Origin of the sequence: Nocardia sp. CA-119907 (genome assembly GCF_050955995.1) — a bacterium.
GTDB lineage: Bacteria > Actinomycetota > Actinomycetes > Mycobacteriales > Mycobacteriaceae > Nocardia.
This window is the reverse complement of the sequence record NZ_CP192091.1, coordinates 1405797-1423403: the sequence shown is the minus strand read 5'-3', so window position 1 is coordinate 1423403 and position 17607 is coordinate 1405797. Positions and strand designations below refer to the sequence as shown.

Annotated in this window: 20 protein-coding genes; 5 read left to right on the top strand and 15 right to left on the bottom strand. The window is 65.6% G+C overall.

Annotated elements, in window-relative coordinates; genetic code table 11:
* Window positions 1-126 precede the first annotated feature (126 nt).
* Together ACQP2D_RS06445 and ACQP2D_RS06440 are read left to right on the top strand one after the other, a co-directional pair.
* Entirely contained in the window at window positions 127-777 is a 651-nt protein-coding gene (locus tag ACQP2D_RS06445) for a TetR/AcrR family transcriptional regulator (RefSeq protein WP_433682794.1), read from the top strand.
* Between the two features lie 361 nt (window positions 778-1138).
* On the top strand, window positions 1139-1849 hold the full coding sequence (locus ACQP2D_RS06440; RefSeq protein ID WP_433682793.1) for a hypothetical protein: 711 nt from the start codon (window positions 1139-1141) through the stop codon (window positions 1847-1849).
* A 21-nt stretch (window positions 1850-1870) separates the two neighbouring features.
* On the opposite strand, the gene ACQP2D_RS06435 is transcribed toward ACQP2D_RS06440, so the two are convergent.
* Window positions 1871-2887: an alpha/beta hydrolase gene (locus tag ACQP2D_RS06435; RefSeq protein WP_433682792.1), complete on the bottom strand. Its 1017-nt coding sequence runs from the start codon at window positions 2885-2887 to the stop codon at window positions 1871-1873.
* A gap of 448 nt (window positions 2888-3335) precedes the next feature.
* Between ACQP2D_RS06435 and ACQP2D_RS06430 the strand changes: the two genes are divergently transcribed.
* Window positions 3336-4376 (top strand): hypothetical protein, encoded by a 1041-nt coding sequence (locus ACQP2D_RS06430; protein ID WP_433682791.1) that lies wholly within the window; start codon window positions 3336-3338, stop codon window positions 4374-4376.
* Window positions 4377-4418: 42 nt separating this feature from the next.
* Here the strand turns inward: ACQP2D_RS06430 and ACQP2D_RS06425 are convergent, their stop codons facing one another.
* On the bottom strand, window positions 4419-5237 hold the full coding sequence (locus ACQP2D_RS06425; RefSeq protein WP_433682790.1) for an SAM-dependent methyltransferase: 819 nt from the start codon (window positions 5235-5237) through the stop codon (window positions 4419-4421).
* Between the two features lie 335 nt (window positions 5238-5572).
* Between ACQP2D_RS06425 and ACQP2D_RS06420 the strand changes: the two genes are divergently transcribed.
* Window positions 5573-6652 carry a hypothetical protein gene (locus tag ACQP2D_RS06420; RefSeq protein WP_433682789.1) on the top strand — a complete coding sequence of 360 codons (1080 nt, stop codon included), beginning with the start codon at window positions 5573-5575 and terminating at the stop codon, window positions 6650-6652.
* On the opposite strand, the gene ACQP2D_RS06415 is transcribed toward ACQP2D_RS06420, so the two are convergent.
* Both ACQP2D_RS06415 and ACQP2D_RS06410 read right to left on the bottom strand, forming a co-directional pair.
* Entirely contained in the window at window positions 6568-7260 is a 693-nt protein-coding gene (locus tag ACQP2D_RS06415) for a hypothetical protein (RefSeq protein WP_433682788.1), read from the bottom strand. The genes ACQP2D_RS06420 and ACQP2D_RS06415 overlap by 85 nt on opposite strands.
* A gap of 42 nt (window positions 7261-7302) precedes the next feature.
* Window positions 7303-8160: an SGNH/GDSL hydrolase family protein gene (locus ACQP2D_RS06410; protein WP_433682787.1), complete on the bottom strand. Its 858-nt coding sequence runs from the start codon at window positions 8158-8160 to the stop codon at window positions 7303-7305.
* A gap of 36 nt (window positions 8161-8196) precedes the next feature.
* Here ACQP2D_RS06410 and ACQP2D_RS06405 point away from each other — a divergent pair, with 36 nt between their 5' ends.
* Window positions 8197-8706, top strand: coding sequence for a MarR family winged helix-turn-helix transcriptional regulator (locus ACQP2D_RS06405; protein WP_433682786.1), 510 nt, complete (start codon window positions 8197-8199; stop codon window positions 8704-8706).
* Window positions 8707-8838: 132 nt separating this feature from the next.
* Here the strand turns inward: ACQP2D_RS06405 and ACQP2D_RS06400 are convergent, their stop codons facing one another.
* From ACQP2D_RS06400 to ACQP2D_RS06350, 11 genes are all read right to left on the bottom strand, one after another.
* Complete coding sequence (locus tag ACQP2D_RS06400; RefSeq protein ID WP_433682785.1) at window positions 8839-10746, bottom strand: MFS transporter; 1908 nt, start codon at window positions 10744-10746, stop codon at window positions 8839-8841.
* A 47-nt stretch (window positions 10747-10793) separates the two neighbouring features.
* Window positions 10794-11741 carry an SAM-dependent methyltransferase gene (locus ACQP2D_RS06395; RefSeq protein ID WP_433685552.1) on the bottom strand — a complete coding sequence of 316 codons (948 nt, stop codon included), beginning with the start codon at window positions 11739-11741 and terminating at the stop codon, window positions 10794-10796.
* Window positions 11742-11818: 77 nt separating this feature from the next.
* Window positions 11819-12058, bottom strand: coding sequence for a hypothetical protein (locus ACQP2D_RS06390; RefSeq protein WP_433682784.1), 240 nt, complete (start codon window positions 12056-12058; stop codon window positions 11819-11821).
* Entirely contained in the window at window positions 12055-12393 is a 339-nt protein-coding gene (locus tag ACQP2D_RS06385) for an antibiotic biosynthesis monooxygenase family protein (RefSeq protein ID WP_433682783.1), read from the bottom strand. Before ACQP2D_RS06385 ends, ACQP2D_RS06390 begins: the two co-directional genes overlap by 4 nt.
* Window positions 12390-12707 carry a hypothetical protein gene (locus ACQP2D_RS06380; protein ID WP_433682782.1) on the bottom strand — a complete coding sequence of 106 codons (318 nt, stop codon included), beginning with the start codon at window positions 12705-12707 and terminating at the stop codon, window positions 12390-12392. Before ACQP2D_RS06380 ends, ACQP2D_RS06385 begins: the two co-directional genes overlap by 4 nt.
* 2 nt (window positions 12708-12709) lie before the next feature.
* Window positions 12710-13543 (bottom strand): SDR family NAD(P)-dependent oxidoreductase, encoded by an 834-nt coding sequence (locus ACQP2D_RS06375; RefSeq protein WP_433682781.1) that lies wholly within the window; start codon window positions 13541-13543, stop codon window positions 12710-12712.
* Window positions 13540-14790, bottom strand: a complete 1251-nt coding sequence (locus ACQP2D_RS06370) for a beta-ketoacyl synthase N-terminal-like domain-containing protein (RefSeq protein WP_433682780.1) — start codon at window positions 14788-14790, stop codon at window positions 13540-13542. Before ACQP2D_RS06370 ends, ACQP2D_RS06375 begins: the two co-directional genes overlap by 4 nt.
* Window positions 14787-16049 carry a beta-ketoacyl-[acyl-carrier-protein] synthase family protein gene (locus tag ACQP2D_RS06365; RefSeq protein ID WP_433682779.1) on the bottom strand — a complete coding sequence of 421 codons (1263 nt, stop codon included), beginning with the start codon at window positions 16047-16049 and terminating at the stop codon, window positions 14787-14789. Before ACQP2D_RS06365 ends, ACQP2D_RS06370 begins: the two co-directional genes overlap by 4 nt.
* Complete coding sequence (locus tag ACQP2D_RS06360) at window positions 16046-16954, bottom strand: cupin domain-containing protein (protein WP_433682778.1); 909 nt, start codon at window positions 16952-16954, stop codon at window positions 16046-16048. Before ACQP2D_RS06360 ends, ACQP2D_RS06365 begins: the two co-directional genes overlap by 4 nt.
* Window positions 16954-17211 carry an acyl carrier protein gene (locus ACQP2D_RS06355; protein WP_433682777.1) on the bottom strand — a complete coding sequence of 86 codons (258 nt, stop codon included), beginning with the start codon at window positions 17209-17211 and terminating at the stop codon, window positions 16954-16956. Before ACQP2D_RS06355 ends, ACQP2D_RS06360 begins: the two co-directional genes overlap by 1 nt.
* A gap of 1 nt (window position 17212) precedes the next feature.
* Window positions 17213-17602 (bottom strand): TcmI family type II polyketide cyclase, encoded by a 390-nt coding sequence (locus tag ACQP2D_RS06350; protein ID WP_433682776.1) that lies wholly within the window; start codon window positions 17600-17602, stop codon window positions 17213-17215.
* Between the last annotated feature and the right edge of the window lie 5 nt (window positions 17603-17607).

Here is a 17607-nt window from a genome sequence, read left to right as displayed (position 1 = left end):
GTGAATCTCGTCATCGCTCTCCAAAAACTAGCAGCGCAAGTTTCAATCAACCGTAGGGCACCGAAACTAGCGGCGCAAGTTTTTGGCGGCTCCTGGAAGAATGCGAGCACCTAGAGGAGGCGATACATGGCCCGACCCCGCCGACCACTGCTCAGCCACGAGCGCATCGTCGAGACCGCGCTGGCCCTTGTCGACGCGGAAGGACTGGCGGCCGTCTCGACCCGCCGCCTCGCCGCCGAACTCGGCGTACAGGGACCCTCGCTGTACAACCATGTCGGCACCAAGGACGAACTCATCGACGCCGTGGTCGATTCCGTACTCGGCGAGGTGGACACGTCGATGTTCGGCGAGCTGTCGGCCGACAATCCGGCATGGCGGTCGGCATTGCGACGCTGGGCCCATTCGTATCGGAACGCCGTTGCCGCGCATCCGCATATCGTCCCGGCATTGGCGAGCGGACCCGGCCATCGGCCCAATGCGCTACGCATGGCCGATGCCGTCTTCGGTGGGCTGGTGGCAGCGAACTGGCCGCGCCGGGAGGCGACAACCGTCGGCACGCTGATGCGCTACTTCCTCACCGGCTCGTCCCTCGGCTCATTCGCCGCCGGCTTCCCCGCCGACGCCGAGGTTTACGCCGACGACTATCCACACCTGAACGAGGCGCACCTACTCGCCGATCGGCAGCAGCGCATCGATCAGGTCGCATTCGAGGTGGGTCTCGAATCGCTATTGGACGGACTCGAGGGCCGATACCAGTTACTACTCAGTAGTCAGTAGCGGAATCCCTTGCCGGAGCTGTTGATCGGGTCACAACCGGTGCGCCGCGGCGGTAGTAGCCAGCGCCGCACCGGCTCGTTTTACGCGGTCGCACAATGACCACGAAAACGCCTACGAGAGAGCGGGATTCACCGGAACCAGGCGGCCGATCCGCGCCCGGACCGGGGCTTTTGATGCCGAGTTCGCGCCGTTGTCTGTGCATGGGATCACGTTGCTCCTTCGGAGCTCAGGGGCATAACGTAACGTCCCGTTAACAGGACGATGTCGTCCTGACCAATTCCTTTATTCGGTCCCGCAGGAGGACATGCCCCGCAGTGCCCGCTCCCTCGATCAGGAAGCGGCGCAGCAGGTGTGGTTAGAAATGGCATACGCAACGCCTTGGCAAGTCAATGAAGTTCAGCTCGGCCGGTCCGAGAACGGTGGCTACCGCATTCGCGAACTGACCGCGCAACGTTTCGATTTACGATCCGACTGGGGCTACCTGTGCGCGGCGGGCCTGAGTCTGCTCACCTTCCTACTACTGTTCCAGCCCTGGGTTTCGGCGACGGGACCGAACGGCACGGTCAGCGCCAATGCCTTCGGTCGCATCGACGGATTCACCAGCAGCAATTGGCAATCGGGCGGCTCGGACGTGGTGAGCATCAGTGGCGCCTGGGCCGTCCTCACCACCATGGCGGTCGCCGGCACGGTTTTCTCGGTCGTGCTCTACTTCCGGGTGCGCAGCCGGGCGCTGTCCCGCCTGGTCATGGTCACGAGCGGTGCGGCCGCGCTCTTCGTGCTCATCACCCTGCTGTACCTCGACAGCAAGGCGCCGGAACTGCGCGAACTTACCGAATCCGCCACTCACGCCGGACTTTTCAGCTGGCTATTCGGCAATGACGTGACCTCGAACCTGGGGGTGGGTGAGCATCGAATCGCCAGTGCCGGAATCGATCTCGGCGCTACGCTCAGTGCCGTCTCCGCATTCGGCGCCGCGCTGGCCGCCGCTGCTATGGGGCTGCGCAAACAGCCGATCAGCGCACTGCGCGTGATCGCGACGCAGCGGCCGTATCGCGCGAAGATCGCTGCCTGACAACCCGACTCGGGCCGACCATCACTTGACGGTCGTATTCACCCAGTCGACAACAGCCCGCTGATAGGCGGCGGTATTCGGTGCGAGATTCACCGAATGTCCGCTGCCGGGCAGTACGAAGGTCTGCAACTTCGCGGCCGGGGCGAAGAACGGGGTCTCCGCGGCCAGCAGGGTGGCGGCGTCCCGGCAGATCGAATACGCGGGGCCGCAGGACAATCGGTCCAGACTGCCATTGGCGATCATCACGGGCGCCTTGATGAGGCTGGACATGCCCGGCAGTGTGGAGGTCAGGCCGTCCGGATATTCGGTGAGCGAGAAGACCTCCTTGGTCTTCTCGTCCAGTTCGACCACCCTGGGGTCGGCGTCCGGGCCGAAGAAATCCTTGGCCCGGGTGCCGGGCCGGGTCGTGAGATAGCCCGAATCCAGTGCGTGACCGGCGAATACGGGATCGTTGATGGCCTGGTAGTAGGTGGCGATGACGCCCAGCACCTCGGGGATATTGAGGGTGTGCGAATAGCCGGTGAGCAGTACACCGTCGACATCGTTGTGCGCGGTCGCCTCGATGACGGAGGTGCCCGAGGTCAGCGAGTGACCGACGGTGACGACCTTGCCGAAGGGCTGCGCGCCGGCGAATCCGCGCCGCAGCGATTGGACGATCTCGTGCAGGGCATCCGCGGTGGCGGTGGCGGTCAGTGTCATGGCCGGCGGGTGGCTGCTGTCGCCGTTGCCGAGCCGGTCCATGGTCAGCGTCGCGAAACCGGCACGGTTCATTGCCCGCCGGAAGCTGTAGGTCTCCGGCTGGTAAGCGAAGTCCCAATAGGTGGCGTTGTAGTTGGAGCCCGACATCAGCACCATCACGACATCGGTCGGCTGTTGCGGCAGGCACAGCGTCCCGGCCAGATTGCCCTGCGGCACAGGGAACGAGACGGCCTGGCAACTGTCCGGCGCCGCGGTATCGTCGGCATGGGCTACCCCCGGCGCGAGGCAGAGCAGTGCTGTGGCCGCGAATGCGGCAATGGACCGAACCGAGCTTCGCACGGGAGGCGCTCCCTCTTGCTGATGTATGAAAATCGCCAGGCTGGCATCCTGATCAGCCGTTCAGTTAGGCAGGCTATAGCGGGAGTTCGTCGCCGCGCAAGAATTGCTGCATGCGTCATGGAAAGGCCCGCACTCCGATTCCCTTGCGGCACAAGATCGGAACCGACCGCCCCGCCAACACCTCGAGTACCCCGTGCGTGGAGCGGTGCGCACCCGAGCTGGCATAACGGCATTCACTGTCGGCATCGTGCGTGGCGATGGCCAGTGTCGTCGATGGTGATCGAGAGGACCGTGCCATACTCGCGCCACTTTCTGGCGAATCACACTACCGCGCAGGGCGATTCGTTTGCTGCGAGAAGACGGAATCCGGCGTCGGCGACAGATCCGGCGCAAAGGACATGCCGGGCGTAAGCCCGAATGCGGGACGTTTGCGATCTACAATCCGGACGTGAGCGCGCGAGCTGTGCATTTTGTTGGAAGCTACCCGGCGGAGAGTGCCGACGACGCGATGCGGGCGATGTTGGACGGAGCGGGAGCCCGGCTACGTACGCTGCCCACCGGCGAGACCAGCCGCTATGAGTTCTATATCCAGCCGATCATCGCGGACCTGGTGACCCAGGGGGCATTGGAGGTGCGCAGGCCCGGCAGCTGGCGGACCAGCCAGGAACGCACCATCCACCGCGTCGCCCACGGCGCCGAACTCACCGGCGACATGATGGATCTCGGCTACCTCCGCGAGACACGGGAGGCGTTGCCGGTCTTCCAGAAGTTGCGCGAGGCACGCGATCTGCCCGACCTCTCGCTGCAGATGGGCATGCCCACCGATTTCACGCTGACGTTCATCGCCCTCGGTCCAACCGGCCTGCGATCACATAAGCAGGCGTTCACCGATGCCTCCGTGCGCGATATCGCGGCGATCCGCGAACTGGTCGGCGACGATGTGGTCATCCAGTTGGAGGCGACTGCCGAATTGGTGCTGCTGGCGAAAACCCAACCGGCACACCGGCAGGTGGAGGCGGCACTCGGGCTCGGCCGCGGCATTGCCGCGCTGGCCGCCGCGGCACCGGCGGGCACCCGATTCGGGGTACACCTGTGCCTGGGCAGCATGAACAACAAGTCCCGCGCCAGAATGCGCGACACCCGGCCGCTGGTGGATCTGGCCAATTCCATTGCGCGGCACTGGCCGTCGGGGCGTGTATTGGAGTACGTGCACGGACCACTCGCGGCGGGAGACGTGCCTCCCCCGACACTGCCGGAATTCTATGCGCCACTGCAGGATCTGCGGCTGGGCGATGGCACGGCCTTCTATGCCGGTCTGGTGCACGACATTCCGACCGAGGCGCAGCAGGTGCAGACATTGCACATGGTCGAAAGCGCGCTCGGCCGATCGGTCGACGGCGTCGCCACTGCCTGCGGACTCGGCCGCAGACCCCGCGAGATCGCCGACGCCCTGGCGGCACGCGCCGATGCCATCGCCGGGGCGGAGTGAACCGCTCGCCCCAAATATCGTTGCGGTCCTGGATATTCCGGACTAGTTCTTGCGGCCGACGCCGCCGATGAGCACCAACCCGGTTTTCGGCGTATCACCGTCGAGCCACTGCTGTACCGGCACCAGGCCGGGCTCGAGCATTTCGAAACCGTCGAAGTACTTGGCCACTTCGACCCGCGACCGGAAAATGACCTGCGCCGTGCTGCCGGCGGCCTGCGCGGTCGACTGCGCGATGAAGTCCGGATCGCTTTCGTCGGACCCATGGGTGAAGATGAAATAGCTACCCGGCGCCAGTTTCTCGTGGAAGCGCGCGATGATCTCGGCCGGACGTTCGTCGTCCATGATGTAGTGCAGCACGCCGACCAGCACGATCGCGACCGGCTGCGAGAAATCGATCTGCGCCTCGGTCTGCACCCGCTCGATGATGTCGTCCGGACGGCGCACATCGGCCAGCATCGGAGTCACCCGGGGCAGCTGGGCCAGCAGCGCGGTGTTGTGCGCGAATACGACCGCGTCGTAGTCGACGGCCACCACCTTCGACGACGCATCGATCTGCTGCACCGCCTCGTGCAGGCTGGGCGAGGCCGGAATCCCGGCACCGATATCGATGAACTGACGCACGCCCGCGTCGGCCGCGAGCTGCGCGCTCTGGATCATGAACTTGCGGACCAGCCAGGCCAGGGTTTTGGTATCCGGTGCTATCTGCAACATGCGGTGGGCCAGCATCTGGTCCACTTCGTAATTGTCCTTGCCACCCAGCAGGTAGTTGTACACCCGAGCCGAGTTCGGCTTCGATGGATCGACGCCCGCCGGTACCCGCTTGACGTCCGACACCGCACCTCCCTCGATATCCTCGATCATCGTAACAAGCCTTTCCTGCCGTCCGGCGGAAAAATGTTGGCGATATGGGATGTCCCCCGCCCCAGCCTCGTTCGACCGGTGCGGGCAACGCGAATCTGTAAATGATAGCGCTACAACGGCATTCGTCGATCTCACCACCAGCTTTTCCGAGCGGTACGCGGTGCTGGCCATTTGCCCGCATCTGCGACTCGCACCACCGGGATGCTCAACTCGCCCTCCCACCTACAGCCGCCTTACACCCGGAGCCAGCGCCTACGATCCCCGCCGCACAGTCCGAAGCGGAGATCCTCCGAGACCATCCCGCACCGCCGCGGCGCAAACGGCCCGTCATCTTCGTGAGGTCGGCCTTGGCTGCCGTGCTGATCGTCGTCGGGGCCGTGGTCGGAACGTGGGGGCTGAACCACACCAGCGCGGCACATACCAGCCGACCTCCGAACCCCGGGGTCGCCCTCGACGGCAAATACGAGGCCATCCGCACGCCCCGAACCTTCGATGGAAAGCCGGTCGAATCCGCGACCCCGTACACCCGGGTGTGGTCGGTCCGGTCGTACTGCCCGCCGCACAGCGAACGCTGCGTAGCCTCGATAACTACCCAGGACCCGTCCACCGGGGAGAAAGCCGCGATGGTCGCTGACTATCGCGACGGCGCACGGATCAGCACAAGAGAGCTACCGCCCGCGGCGAATTGCACGAGTACGGTCAACAAGGCGCCCATCGAGTCCCGGGCGTGGGAGCGGGTCGTAGTCCGATTCGCGGCTGGGTCGTGGACCGGCACCGTCTCCCCTTACGGCACCGAATCTTGTACGCATGTCTGGGAGTTTGCGATGACGCTCCGTCGTGTCGGCGAGATCGACCCGGCGGTCACCGTCGTCGCGCCGGACACCATCCCCGCCCGCGTCGATACCATGCCCATCGCGCCGATCCGCGGAACCTACGAGTTGACCCTCCCTTACCTTCCGACACCGGACTTTCCCAATCCACCACCACAGGAGAAAGTCCGACAACCATACGACACCATCTGTACGCGCAACGGAGATCGCTGCGTGGCAACGACATCCCCAGCACCTGGTGCCAGCAATTTTCCGCCGTTCATGCTCGAAGGCGGGGCATGGCGGAGCGTCTACACGGAGCCGTACACGTGCCATACGGAATCGGACGAACCGGTCACCAATGCGACGTTCCATTGGGAGTTGTTCCGGTCCGATGCGGGCCCCGACCTCATCAAATCCTTGACAGGCACCTGGGTCCTCGACAAAGCCGACCCGTGTCATGCGACCAGCCGCGGTTCCGTCGACATGCAGAGGGTCGGCGACCGACCCGCGACACCCGATCATCGCCCCGGGAGCGGGGAACTGACCGTGGTGAAGTACTGGATCGCGGCCGCGACGATCACCGGGGCGGTGACCAAGAGCTGACCCGCGATGGTGCCCAGCGCGCCGACCGCCATGACGCCACCGAAACAGCCGACCGCGGCGGCGGGCAGGATCGGACCGAACAGCCCGATGATGGTGGCGGTGGCGGCCGCGGCACCGGCCGCACCGCCGAGCACACAGCCCACGGCCGCGCCGCCGAGGCCGCCGACCACCGTGCCGACGAGGGCCCCCATGGCGATGGTGCTGCTCATCCGATTCCACGCCGCGACCTCGCGCTCGTATTCCGATCGAAACGGCGCCTGATCCTCGAAGGGCAGCGCCACCGGCCGATAGACCGCGCGCGCCATATCGAATTGCGGTACCAGGGTCGCGCTGTGCTCGGAAATCGCTGCCGCGATGGGGAATTCGAAATCGTCGAGCCGCAGCCGCAATGGCATAGCGGCGACCACCGTGCCGTCGGCGGCCCTGATCTCGAAGACATCGTTGTCCGATGACAGTGTGCCCGAGTCGATATCGATCACACTGGCGCCGTCGACCGCGCGTGCGGTGAAGGCAACGCCATCGATCTCTTCCGGGGTTTGGGCGGCGGCGGTGCCCACGGCAGTGGCGGCGGCGAGTGTGCAGGTGAGGATGAAGGTAATGACGCGCATGCTTGACCTTTTCGAGTGTGATGCGAACACCGAGGAATCGGTTCAGGACAGTTGGGCGAGAGTGACGATGACCGCCGCACCGATCTCCTGTTGGCCGGAGATGCTCAGGTGCACACCGTCATCGAGGTGCCCGTCGAAGCCCGAGGCGGGGGCGGTTATCGCGAACACATCCACGGTCGGTTCCGGCTGATCGATCAGCACCCGGGCGGTCTGGGCCATATCGGTCGTGCGCCAACCGATTCCGGCCCGCTGGAAGTGTGGGAACGCTGCCGCCCTGCCCTCGTCCACCGCGGCCGGTGTCAGCCACACCCAGCGCGCGCCGGTGGCCCGCACCGTCGATTCGCGCAGCATCAGCAGATTGCGGGTCGTTTCCGACATGCTCACCAGCCGAGGTCCGTCCAGCCCGCCCAGGCGCTGGGCATCGTTCGCGCCGAGTTGGCACAGCACCCAGTCGGGCCGCTGACCGACCAGCGTGGCCAGTGCGGTGAGCGCCTGTGTGGTGGTGCAACCGGATACGGCCAGATTGCTGAGTCGGATGCCGTCATCCGGACGGCGCACGGCCAGCAGCACCCGCAGTATCTCGAACCAGGACAGCCGATCCGCCGTCGTGCTCTCCCCGATGGCGACGACGTGCTGTCCCGGCTCGAACGGGAGCTGGTCCACCGCGTCGGCCACTTCGGCATCGGCCAGGAGTTCGGTGGCCGCGGCTCGGGTCTGGTCGTCGAATCCGGCGAGCAAGCGCTGGTATTCGGCCGGATCCAGTCCGAACAGGCCCGCGGCGCGGATGTCGTCGAGCCCGTTCACATAGGGCAGCGCCCGCTCGGGCCAATGGAACCGGATCAGCTTCTCGATCAACTCGGCATGCACGATCAACTCAATTCTCTCAGGTGAATCGTTCACCGCAGTGAACGATACTGCGGTGTGTACGATAGCGTGGTGAGCGAAGCCGAGCAAGGGGATGCGCAGCACCCGCCACGCACACGGGCAGTGACCTACCTGCTCACACAGATAGGCGCGCACGCGGCACAGCGATTCGCCGAACTCATCAGCGATCTGGACCTCTCCCCGCCCGATATCGGACTGCTGCGCATGATCGCCACCCAGCCCGGACGCAGTCAGCGGTCACTGTCCGCCGAACTAGGCGTCGTCCCGAGCCGCATCGTCACCCTGATCGACCACCTCGACCGCAAGGGCCTCGTCGAACGCCGCCGCAGCGCCACCGACCGCCGCAACCACGAACTGCACCTCACCCCCAAGGCACAACAGCTGATGGGCCAGGTATGGCAACTCGCCACAACGCACGAGGCCGATATCTGCGCAAGCCTGAACGACGCCGAATACGAGCAATTGGCAACCCTGCTCAACCGCGTCGCCGACCAACAGCGCCTGAAACCGGGCGTACACCCCGGCTATCGCCGGACTCCGTTCCCCCCGAGCGATACGTAACCGAAACCCGCCTTCCGACGAATCCAGGACCGGCCTGGTCCACGAACACATCGTGATCGATGCCGACCACCGACGACGGAGTAGCCGCAGGTAGCGGCATGCATTTGGCAAGTGCCCCCGGTGCGGCTCCAGTTAGGAGAACATCCGCCCTGACCGAGCATCGACGCGTGCGACCCCGCGGATGCTCTGGTCAACTGGAGCGGCATCACGGTGCGCATCGACCTCGGGTCGAATCGGACTGTGCTGTCCTGCGTGTCGAGGGACCGCGAACAATCCCGCAAAGACGGCAGCGAGAATTCCCACGGCCCACCACAGCGTGAGCCCGAAAGTGCGGGAGAAATTCTCCGCGTTGGCCATTTCACCCGCTTCGCTGAGGATTTCGGTCACCCGATCAGGCCTGCCGGGTTGGGTGGCCTGTCCCTCGATCCCCCGGCAACTCATAGGCGTCTCGGTGGGGTTGGTGCTGGCCGATCTGTCCTGCACGCACACTCGGAAGTCGGAGATGATCCGCGCCTGCGCCTGCTCGTCCAAGCCCGCCACGGCGAGTTCGGTGCGGACCCGGGGTATGACCGTATCGACGCTGCGGTCGGAACCGCTGTCGAGCTGGGCGAAGAAAATCACCCCGGCGAGCGCGACGCCGAGTGCGACGCCGAGTTGCTGAGCGGTGTTCACCAGGCCGGACGCCGAACCCGCATCGTCCTTGGGGACCGCGGCCAGCACGAAGTCGATGGTCGGCGAGACGATCAGGCCGAAGCCGAGTCCCGAAATGACGAGCGGTGCGATCAACTGCCACGATGTGATCGCCGGGCCATACCGCCCGGCGGCCCACACGCAGCCGGCGACGCCCGTGGCGTTGAGCAGTGCTCCGGCCATCAGCACTCGCCGCCCGTACCGGGGTACGAGCACCTCCACAGATATTGCGGCCGCCGCGGCAGCGCCGACGGCGAAGGCGCCAGCGGTCAGACCGGCCCGCAGTGGCGACCAGCCGAGGCCGAGCTGCATGTAGAGCGTCCAGACGAGGAAGAATCCGCCGAGCGCGATCCAGAAGATCAGCCAGAGCACGGTGCCGATCGTGAATGATCGCGCCCGGAACAATCCGAGGACTACCAGCGGTGAACCGATTGTCCTGGCACGTCGATGTTCGTAGACCACAAGGACCGCAAGCACTGCGATCGCACCGGCCATCATCGCGAAAGTCCATGCCGGCCAACCGAATCGGCGGCCTTCCATGAGCGGGTAGACCAGCATCGCAATCGCGGCCGTGACGAGCCCGGCGCCGACGAGGTCGAGCTTCGCAGCGGTGGCGGACTTCGATTCGCACATCACGAACAGGGCCGCGGCGATAGCGGCGACACCGACCGGGACATTGACCAGAAAGATCGGCCGCCAGTCGAGGCCGAACACATTCCAGTCGACGAGGACACCACCGAAGGTCGGCCCGACGACCGCCGCCGATCCGACGATGGCGCCGAACATGCCGAGTACCCTGCCCCGCTCGTTGGGCGGGAAGGTGACATGGATGATCGCGAGGATCTGCGGCACCATCAATCCGGCGGTGCCGCCGTGCAGAAACCGCGAGACGATGAGCATGCCTGGGCTGCTGGCGATGCCGCACAGCGCCGAGGCGACGGTGAACCCTGCGACTCCGGTCAGGAACAACCGGCGGCGGCCGTAGATATCGCCGAGCCTGCCACTGGTGATGAGGACCACGGCGAACGCCAGCACGTATGCTGCGACGATCCACTCGAGCTGCGCATACTGCGCCTGAAGATCGCGTTGGATGCTCGGTACAGCGATGTTGACGATGGTGGTGTCGAGCAGGTCCATGAACCCGGCGACGAGGACGACTACGAGCGCGATCCAGCGTCTGCGCTCCGGCGGCGTCGAACACCGCCGGGATACCGGCGCGCTCGCGACGGCCGGGCAGACGTCGCGAGCCTCCGCATCGCGAATCGACGGCCGCACCGTGTCGACCTGCCCGCTGGTCGACACGGCGGCTGCGGCCCGTTCGGTGACAGTACAACTCCACTGCCACACCATCTATGGCCCTCCCATCGTTGAAAGTGCGGTAACCCAGACGGTTTCGGTCAGAGCCGAGCGTTGGCCGACGTCGGCTTCCGCATGGTCGCGAGGCTCATCAGGGACGGGTTGAAGTGCCCCACCGCCGCACCGCCGCCGGGGACGGCACGGCCGTGGGATTGCAGGTAGTCGACCAGGCCGATCGCGGCGCCGGTCCAGCCCTGCGGTGTGAACGATTGCACCGCTTGGGTTTTGCGATCGTTGTAGATGAGCCCGGCCCAGCGTGCGCCCTCACCGCGGTCGTAGCTGTCCGGATCGGCGGACGGCGTGGTCATGGCGGAAAAGACGTCGGAATCGATCGCGGCCATTTCCTCGATGCCCAGCCAGCTGCCGGGGGCGGACAGTGCGTTCAGGGTGTCGAACAGTTGATCCTGGGCGGCGGGGGTGAGGTAGATAACGAGACCTTCGACCAGCCACGCTGTCGGTCGCGATGGATCGAAGCCGTTGTCGCGCAGGGCAGTTGCCCAGTCGTCGCGCAGATCGACGGCGACTTCGTGACGTTCGGCGGTCGTCGTCGCGCCGACGTCGTCGAGCACGGCGCGTTTGAATTCGAGTACCGGCTGGCGGTCGAGTTCGTAGATGACCGTGCCGTCCGGCCAGGGCAAGCGATACGCGCGGGCGTCGAGTCCGGCGGCGAGGACGACCACTTGACGCACACCCGCCTCGGTGGCGGAGCGCAGATAGTCGTCGAAGTACCGGGTGCGTCCGGCTTGGAAAGCTTGGAACAGCGATCCGAAGTCGGCCGAGCGCAGCGGATGTTGCTTCGTCAGTTCCGGGTCGGCGGTGAACAGCACGGCCCATTCGTCGCCCGCGGCGCGACAGAACACTTCGGCGAACTCGTCGACGGCCAGCGCCTGCGGCTGCCGAGCTGCCAGGCCGCGGGCTGCCGCGACGAACAGCGCCGTGGCGCCGACGCTCGTCTTGATGTCCCAGGAATCGTTGTCGTTGCGCGTAATGCTCACTTTTTCTCCAATAAGGGTCGGGTCACTGGTGCGATGGGCGGGGGATGTTGTCGTAGGCGGCGAGGAACTCGTCATGGCGTGCCACCGGGACCGTGGTCACAAGGACCACGCGACTCGGTGCCGTGGTCGGCGGCCCGGACCTGCTCGAGGCTGTAGCCGTGCAGCGAGAGCCCGTAAATGCAGATACCTTCGAGAAACCACCGCAGGGCGCGGACGAGGATGAGCGGCCCAGTGCAGGTCGACGGGCGGGGGTCGGACGAGTCCGGGTCGGCGGATTCGACGGGCGTGTCGGGTGGGGCGTTCGCGGTCACGGGAGTTCTCCTTCCGGCGTCGGCAAGCGAGTGTTTGCGGTGCTGGAGTGCGCGACGATGTGGATGTCGCGGCGGACTCGCCCCGCCCAGTACGGACGCATGGGGGTGGTGGTCTGCCGGTGGATCGGGGCGTCTTCCCAGGCGAGGAACGCCGCTTCGTCGGTCCATTCCGACAGCAGGATGTAGTGGTCGTCGTCGGCGCACGGCCGCAGCAACTCGTCACGAATATGGCCTGGCGTACCCGCGACCTGCGCAGTGACCTGCGCATATGCGGCTTCGAATGCTGCTTCCTCGCCGGCCCGTATGCGGGCTCGGACCATCACTCGCGCGGTCATGCGATCACCTGGCCCGGTCCATTCACCGTGCTCAGTTGCATGTCGTTGCTGGTGCGGACGGCCCGCAAGGCAGCGGTTGCGGCGTCCTGTTTGCGGCTGCGTTCGAAGGCGTGGAAGCAGCCCTCGTCGGCCCAGTCGCTGGTGATGACGAAAGTGCGCATATCCGGGTCCGCGGATACGGCGCGGGTGATGCGCTGCTGGAGGAAACCCGGGGACTGTGCGGCCAAGGTGAACACCGCCCGCAGGCCCTCGAGCAGGCGGGCAGCGTCGCGTCTGGCGACGGTCATGGTCAGGGTGGCGCGCAAGGCGGTCATGGTCAGATTCCTCCGTCGACGTTGAGGCAGACACCGTTGACGAACTGTGCGAGTTCGCTGGCGAGGAAGAGCACGGCGCCGGCGACGTCGCCGGGGCGGCCGAGACGGCCGAGGGCCGCCAGGGCCGCGTAGCGCTGTCTCTGATCTTCGGCCAGACCGATGATCTGGTCGGTTTCGATGATTCCCGGGGCGACGGTGTTGACGCGGATGCCCTGTGGCCCCAATTCCTTGCACAGCGAGCGAGTCAGGCCGTGCACGCCGGCCTTGGACGCGGTGTAGTGCGTCCGGTTGGGCATTCCGACATTCGCGACGGCGGAGGAGATGTTGATGATCGACGCGGACTCGCCCAGGCGAGGCAGCAGCGCGCGCACCATCAGGTACATCCCGGTCAAATTGGTGTCGACGACGCGGTGCCATTCGGCCGGATCCATCTGCAGCAGTGGCGTATTCGACACGACCCCTGCGTTGTTGACGACGATGTCGACGGTGGCCGGGGCAGTCTCGACGATGGTGGCGACTTCCGCGGGGTCGGCGACGTTCGCGAAGCACACGCGGCCGGGTGCGGTGGCCTTGTCCAGTTCGCGGGCGAGGTCGGTGGCGGCGGCGCTGGGTTTGCTGCCGATCGCTGTCACGTGCGCGCCTTGCGCGGCCAAGGCGCGGACGATGCCCAGGCCGATGCCGCGGGTGCCGCCGGTGACGATCGCGGTCTTGCCGGTCAGTCGCAGGTTCAGCTGCGCCTGTTGCACGCCGGGGGGATTGTCGGTTGTCGGATGCTCGCGCTGTCGCACAGCAGGGCATCCGAGCCGGCTGGCGAGGGTGTTCTCGTTGTCGTTCACTGTCGGACTCCTTCGGGTCGGCGCAGAATCAACGCGCTGTTGAAGCCGTCGTATCCGCGTGCGGCGACGGCGGCGACATGGACGGCCGCTCGTTGCGGAGCAGCGATGAAATCGAGTTCGCAGCCCGGGGCCGGGTTGACCAGCGCCCCGAACGCAGGCAAGGTTTGCTCCCGCATTGCCAGCACGGCGGTCGCAACGTCGAGCGCGGAACTGCCGTGGGCGGCTCTGCCCAGCAGCCCTTTCTGACCGGTGACCGGTACTCCGTCGGGGAAGACGGTGCGGATCGCGTTGGCTTCGGCCCGGTCGGCAGCCGGCACGCCGGCTGAGTCGGCGAACAGGACATCTGTTTGCCCCGGCGAGATCTGCGCACGCCGCAGCGCTCCTCGTAGTGCAGCGGCAAGGTAATTCGATGGCTGCTCACCGGTCACGTCGCCGCAGGGGTGGGAGGTGCGTCCATCGTGGTTGGCGGCGTACCCCGCGACCTCCGCGTACGCATACGGCGCGCCGCGCCGCAGCGCGTGCTGCTCTTCCTCCACAACGAAGATCGCGCCGCCCTCGCCGGGGACATATCCGGCGGCATCGACATCGAAGGGGAGATATCCGCGTGCGGGGTCCTTGTGCCGGCTCAGCCATCCGCTGCGCTGCAAGCAGGTCAGCGCGTAGGGGCCGAGTGGCGCCTCGGTGCCACCGGCCAGGACGACGTCGGTGCCGCGACGGATGGCACGGACTGCGTATCCGAGGCTGTCCAGGCCGCCGGCCGCTTCGGCGACGAGGACGCTCGACGGACCTTTCATCTGATGCAGAATCGAGGTTTGCCCAACGCTTGCCGCATAGAACCAGGCGATCGATTGATAGGTGCCCACGGTGCGTTTCTCTCCTGACCACAGCCGCTGCAGCTCCTGCTGGCCGAAGTGATTTCCGCCCGACGAGCTCGCCAACGCGACCGACATCTGGTATGGATCCAGGCTGGACGGATCGAGCTCCGCATCCGCCAGGGCCTGCGTTGTCGCCGCCATCGACATCCACGTCCATCGGTCGGTCTGCACGATCAGACGGCGGTCCATGTGCAGTTCCGGCACGAAGTCGCGGACCTCTCCGGCCAGCGTCGTCGAATACCCGGAGGCGTCGAAGTGGGTGATCGGTGCGATCCGGTTCTCACCTGCCACAACGGTTTTCCAGTGCTCGCTCGCCGACGTGCCGCTCGGGGCGACAACGCCTATCCCGGTGATCACTGCTCGGCGGGTCATCGCAATTCCTCCGGACGGGTGAAGACCATCGCGGACTGGAAACCGCCGAACCCACTCCCGACCGACAACGCCGTATCGACGGTGGCGTCGCGCGCGATGTTCGGGACGTAGTCCAGGTCGCACTCAGGATCTCGGTTACTCCAGTTGGCGGTCGGCGGTATCACGCCGGTGTCGATCGCCAACGCGCAGGCCGCCATTTCGATAGAGCCGATCGCCCCGAGCGAATGCCCGACCATCGACTTGATCGAGCTGACCGGCACCTCGTACGCGGCCGCACCGAGCGCCTTTTTGAAGGCGGCCGTTTCGTGGCGGTCATTTTGCTTCGTGCCCGAGCCGTGGGCGCTGATGTATCCGATCGCGCTGGGATCGATCCGGGCTTGGTCCATCGCGGCCCGGATGGCAATGCTCATCTCGAGTCCGTCCGGGCGGAGTCCGGTCATGTGGAAGCCGTTGCAGCGCGAGGCATACCCGCCGATCTCGCAGTAGATGTGGGCACCCCGATCCAGTGCGTGTTCGAGCTTCTCCAACATCAGCACCGCCGCACCTTCCCCCAGCACGAATCCGGCCCGCGTCATATCGAAGGGTCGGGACGCGTGCGCGGGATCGTCGTTGTCATCGGTGGTCGCCCGGATCGCGTCGAACGCGGCGACGGAGATCGGTGAGATGGGCGCGTCCGATGCGCCGGCAAGAACGAAGTCGGCGTCACCGTCTTCGATCATGTGAAGTCCGTAACCGATCGAGTCGATCCCGGATGTGCAGCCCGTCGAGATGACCGCTGCCGGACCGTGCAACTCGTACAACGCCGAAACCTCGGCGGCCATGCTGCTGGGGACGAGGGCCTGATACATGTGAGGCAGCACGGAACCCTCGTCGACCAGCCATTCCCGGCCACCGTCACTGGCGATGACGTACTCGTTCTCCAGGGTGATGGTCGCTCCGACCGCCGAGCCCAGCGACACCCCGAAAACGTCACGCGCGGCGTCGGACAACTCCAGACCACTGTCCTGCATCGCCTCGCGGGCGGCAACGAGCGCGAACTGCGTCATCCGATCACAGCGGCGCGCCTGCCTGGGCGACAACCCATATGCCTGCGGATCGAAATCGCACTCCGCCGCCACCTGCGAGCGAAACCCCGTCGGATCAAACGAACTGATCCGACGGGTCGCGGTGCGCCCGGACGACAAACAGTCCCAGAACGACCTGCGTCCGATTCCGCCTGGAGCAACGACCCCGATCCCGGTGACGGCGACCCGGGTCATCGAGCTCTCTCCGCGGCACTGTCCGACGGTTCGGTGTCCACGTGGCCGAGTTCGGGTCGTGGGGCGAGTGGTCCGAGATGGAAGACGACGCTCGCGGTCTCGGTCCCGACATTGCGCAACCGGTGCCGGACACCGATCGGGATGAACAGTCCCTGCCCCGCTGCCACCGGCCACTCCTCATCGTCGAGGTCGACGACGAGTTCCCCCTGTACGCAGAACAGGAACTCCTCCGAATACGGGTGGTAGTGCTCGGCGATGCGCTCGCCCGCCTCCAACGTGGCAACGCCGGTGAACCCGGACGTGCTGCCGACGGTTTTCGGGCTCAGCACAGTCCTGATCTCACCTCCCCGGCGGCGGTCAGCGGGAAGGTCGGAAGCATCGATGCGGCCCGGTCGAATGCTCGGCACAGATTCGCTCGATGGCTGATGCGTCGGCGTAGCTTGGGCGCCGGATTCCAGGGTGTGGCGCCGTTCGACCTTTTCCTTGATGAGCTGCATCTGAATCACGCTGTTGGTGTTGATTCGGTCGGTCATGCCAGCGTCGTCGAGCGGTGCATTCGGGTGCATGTGAAAGTCCTGGACCCAGGTCATTTGGGTGCCCGCTCCGGACTCGGCATAGTGCCAGTGGATGCGCATGTACTCGAACGGTCCGGTCTCCACGCGATGTGCGTCAACGGTTCGGTTGATCGGATCAACGGTTCGTTCGCTGACCCAGCTCCATACTCGACCGGCCTCGTCCGGGTGCATCGTGAGCCGGAATCGGACGGTGTCACCGTATTGTGCGAGAACGTCGACGGCGGCGTATTCGGAGAACAGATCCGGCCAGCTTCGCACGTCGTTGGTCGCATTCCACACCACGTCGAGGGGTGCGTCGATGTGGATCGTGTTTTCTGTGTGACCGGACATCATGCGACCTCCACGCTCATTGCGCGCTCGACGTGCCGGACCAATTCGGCACCGGTCATCTCGATCAGCTGAGCGGGCAACCTGACGTCGAAGTCGCGTTCCACAACACTCTGGATCTCGAAGACGGCAAGCGAATCTACGCCGAGTTCCGCCATTGTCGAACTGTCAACCGACTGCAACTCGTCCGGGCTGATATCGACCCCGACGTGCTTGTCCAGGATCGCGCGGAGGGTTTCCATGGTGAATGGTGCGGACACTTTACTTCTCCTCATTCCATTTTGTGTCGACATCCGACGCCGATCGGCTCGGAATTTCCAGCGTGGGACCGGTCTGCGGTGTCCAGCTGTAGAACATGTGGGCGCGCGCGTCCGCCGGGGATTGCCATGTCGCGAGATAGGGTGAAATGAATTCACCCAGCCGGGAGCTCACGCGCGCGAACTCCGGATGCTGCTGAGCTGTACCGATCGCGGCCGCGCCGGGTTCCGCGGTCTCCAGCAAGTGCACATAGAGATCACCCAGGACATAGAGTTCTCGCCGGGCGACGCCCGCGATCTCCGGCAGAGCTGTCGCATCGGATTCGGCGAAGATCTCGGCAACGCGAGAAGCGGCGTGCGGAAGTATTCGAGCGACGATCAACGAACGATTCATTGCAC

Excerpts from the sequence above, each read along its gene's own strand:
- ACQP2D_RS06445 (WP_433682794.1), top strand. The coding sequence starts at position 127 with ATGGCCCGACCCCGCCGACCACTGCTCAGCCACGAGCGCATCGTCGAG.
- ACQP2D_RS06440 (WP_433682793.1), top strand. The coding sequence starts at position 1,139 with ATGGCATACGCAACGCCTTGGCAAGTCAATGAAGTTCAGCTCGGCCGG.
- ACQP2D_RS06425 (WP_433682790.1), bottom strand. The coding sequence starts at position 5,237 with ATGATCGAGGATATCGAGGGAGGTGCGGTGTCGGACGTCAAGCGGGTA.
- ACQP2D_RS06415 (WP_433682788.1), bottom strand. The coding sequence starts at position 7,260 with ATGCGCGTCATTACCTTCATCCTCACCTGCACACTCGCCGCCGCCACT.
- ACQP2D_RS06400 (WP_433682785.1), bottom strand. The coding sequence starts at position 10,746 with ATGGTGTGGCAGTGGAGTTGTACTGTCACCGAACGGGCCGCAGCCGCC.
- ACQP2D_RS06385 (WP_433682783.1), bottom strand. The coding sequence starts at position 12,393 with ATGACCGCGCGAGTGATGGTCCGAGCCCGCATACGGGCCGGCGAGGAA.
- ACQP2D_RS06380 (WP_433682782.1), bottom strand. The coding sequence starts at position 12,707 with ATGACCGCCTTGCGCGCCACCCTGACCATGACCGTCGCCAGACGCGAC.
- ACQP2D_RS06370 (WP_433682780.1), bottom strand. The coding sequence starts at position 14,790 with ATGACCCGCCGAGCAGTGATCACCGGGATAGGCGTTGTCGCCCCGAGC.
- ACQP2D_RS06365 (WP_433682779.1), bottom strand. The coding sequence starts at position 16,049 with ATGACCCGGGTCGCCGTCACCGGGATCGGGGTCGTTGCTCCAGGCGGA.
- ACQP2D_RS06360 (WP_433682778.1), bottom strand. The coding sequence starts at position 16,954 with ATGTCCGGTCACACAGAAAACACGATCCACATCGACGCACCCCTCGAC.
- ACQP2D_RS06350 (WP_433682776.1), bottom strand. The coding sequence starts at position 17,602 with ATGAATCGTTCGTTGATCGTCGCTCGAATACTTCCGCACGCCGCTTCT.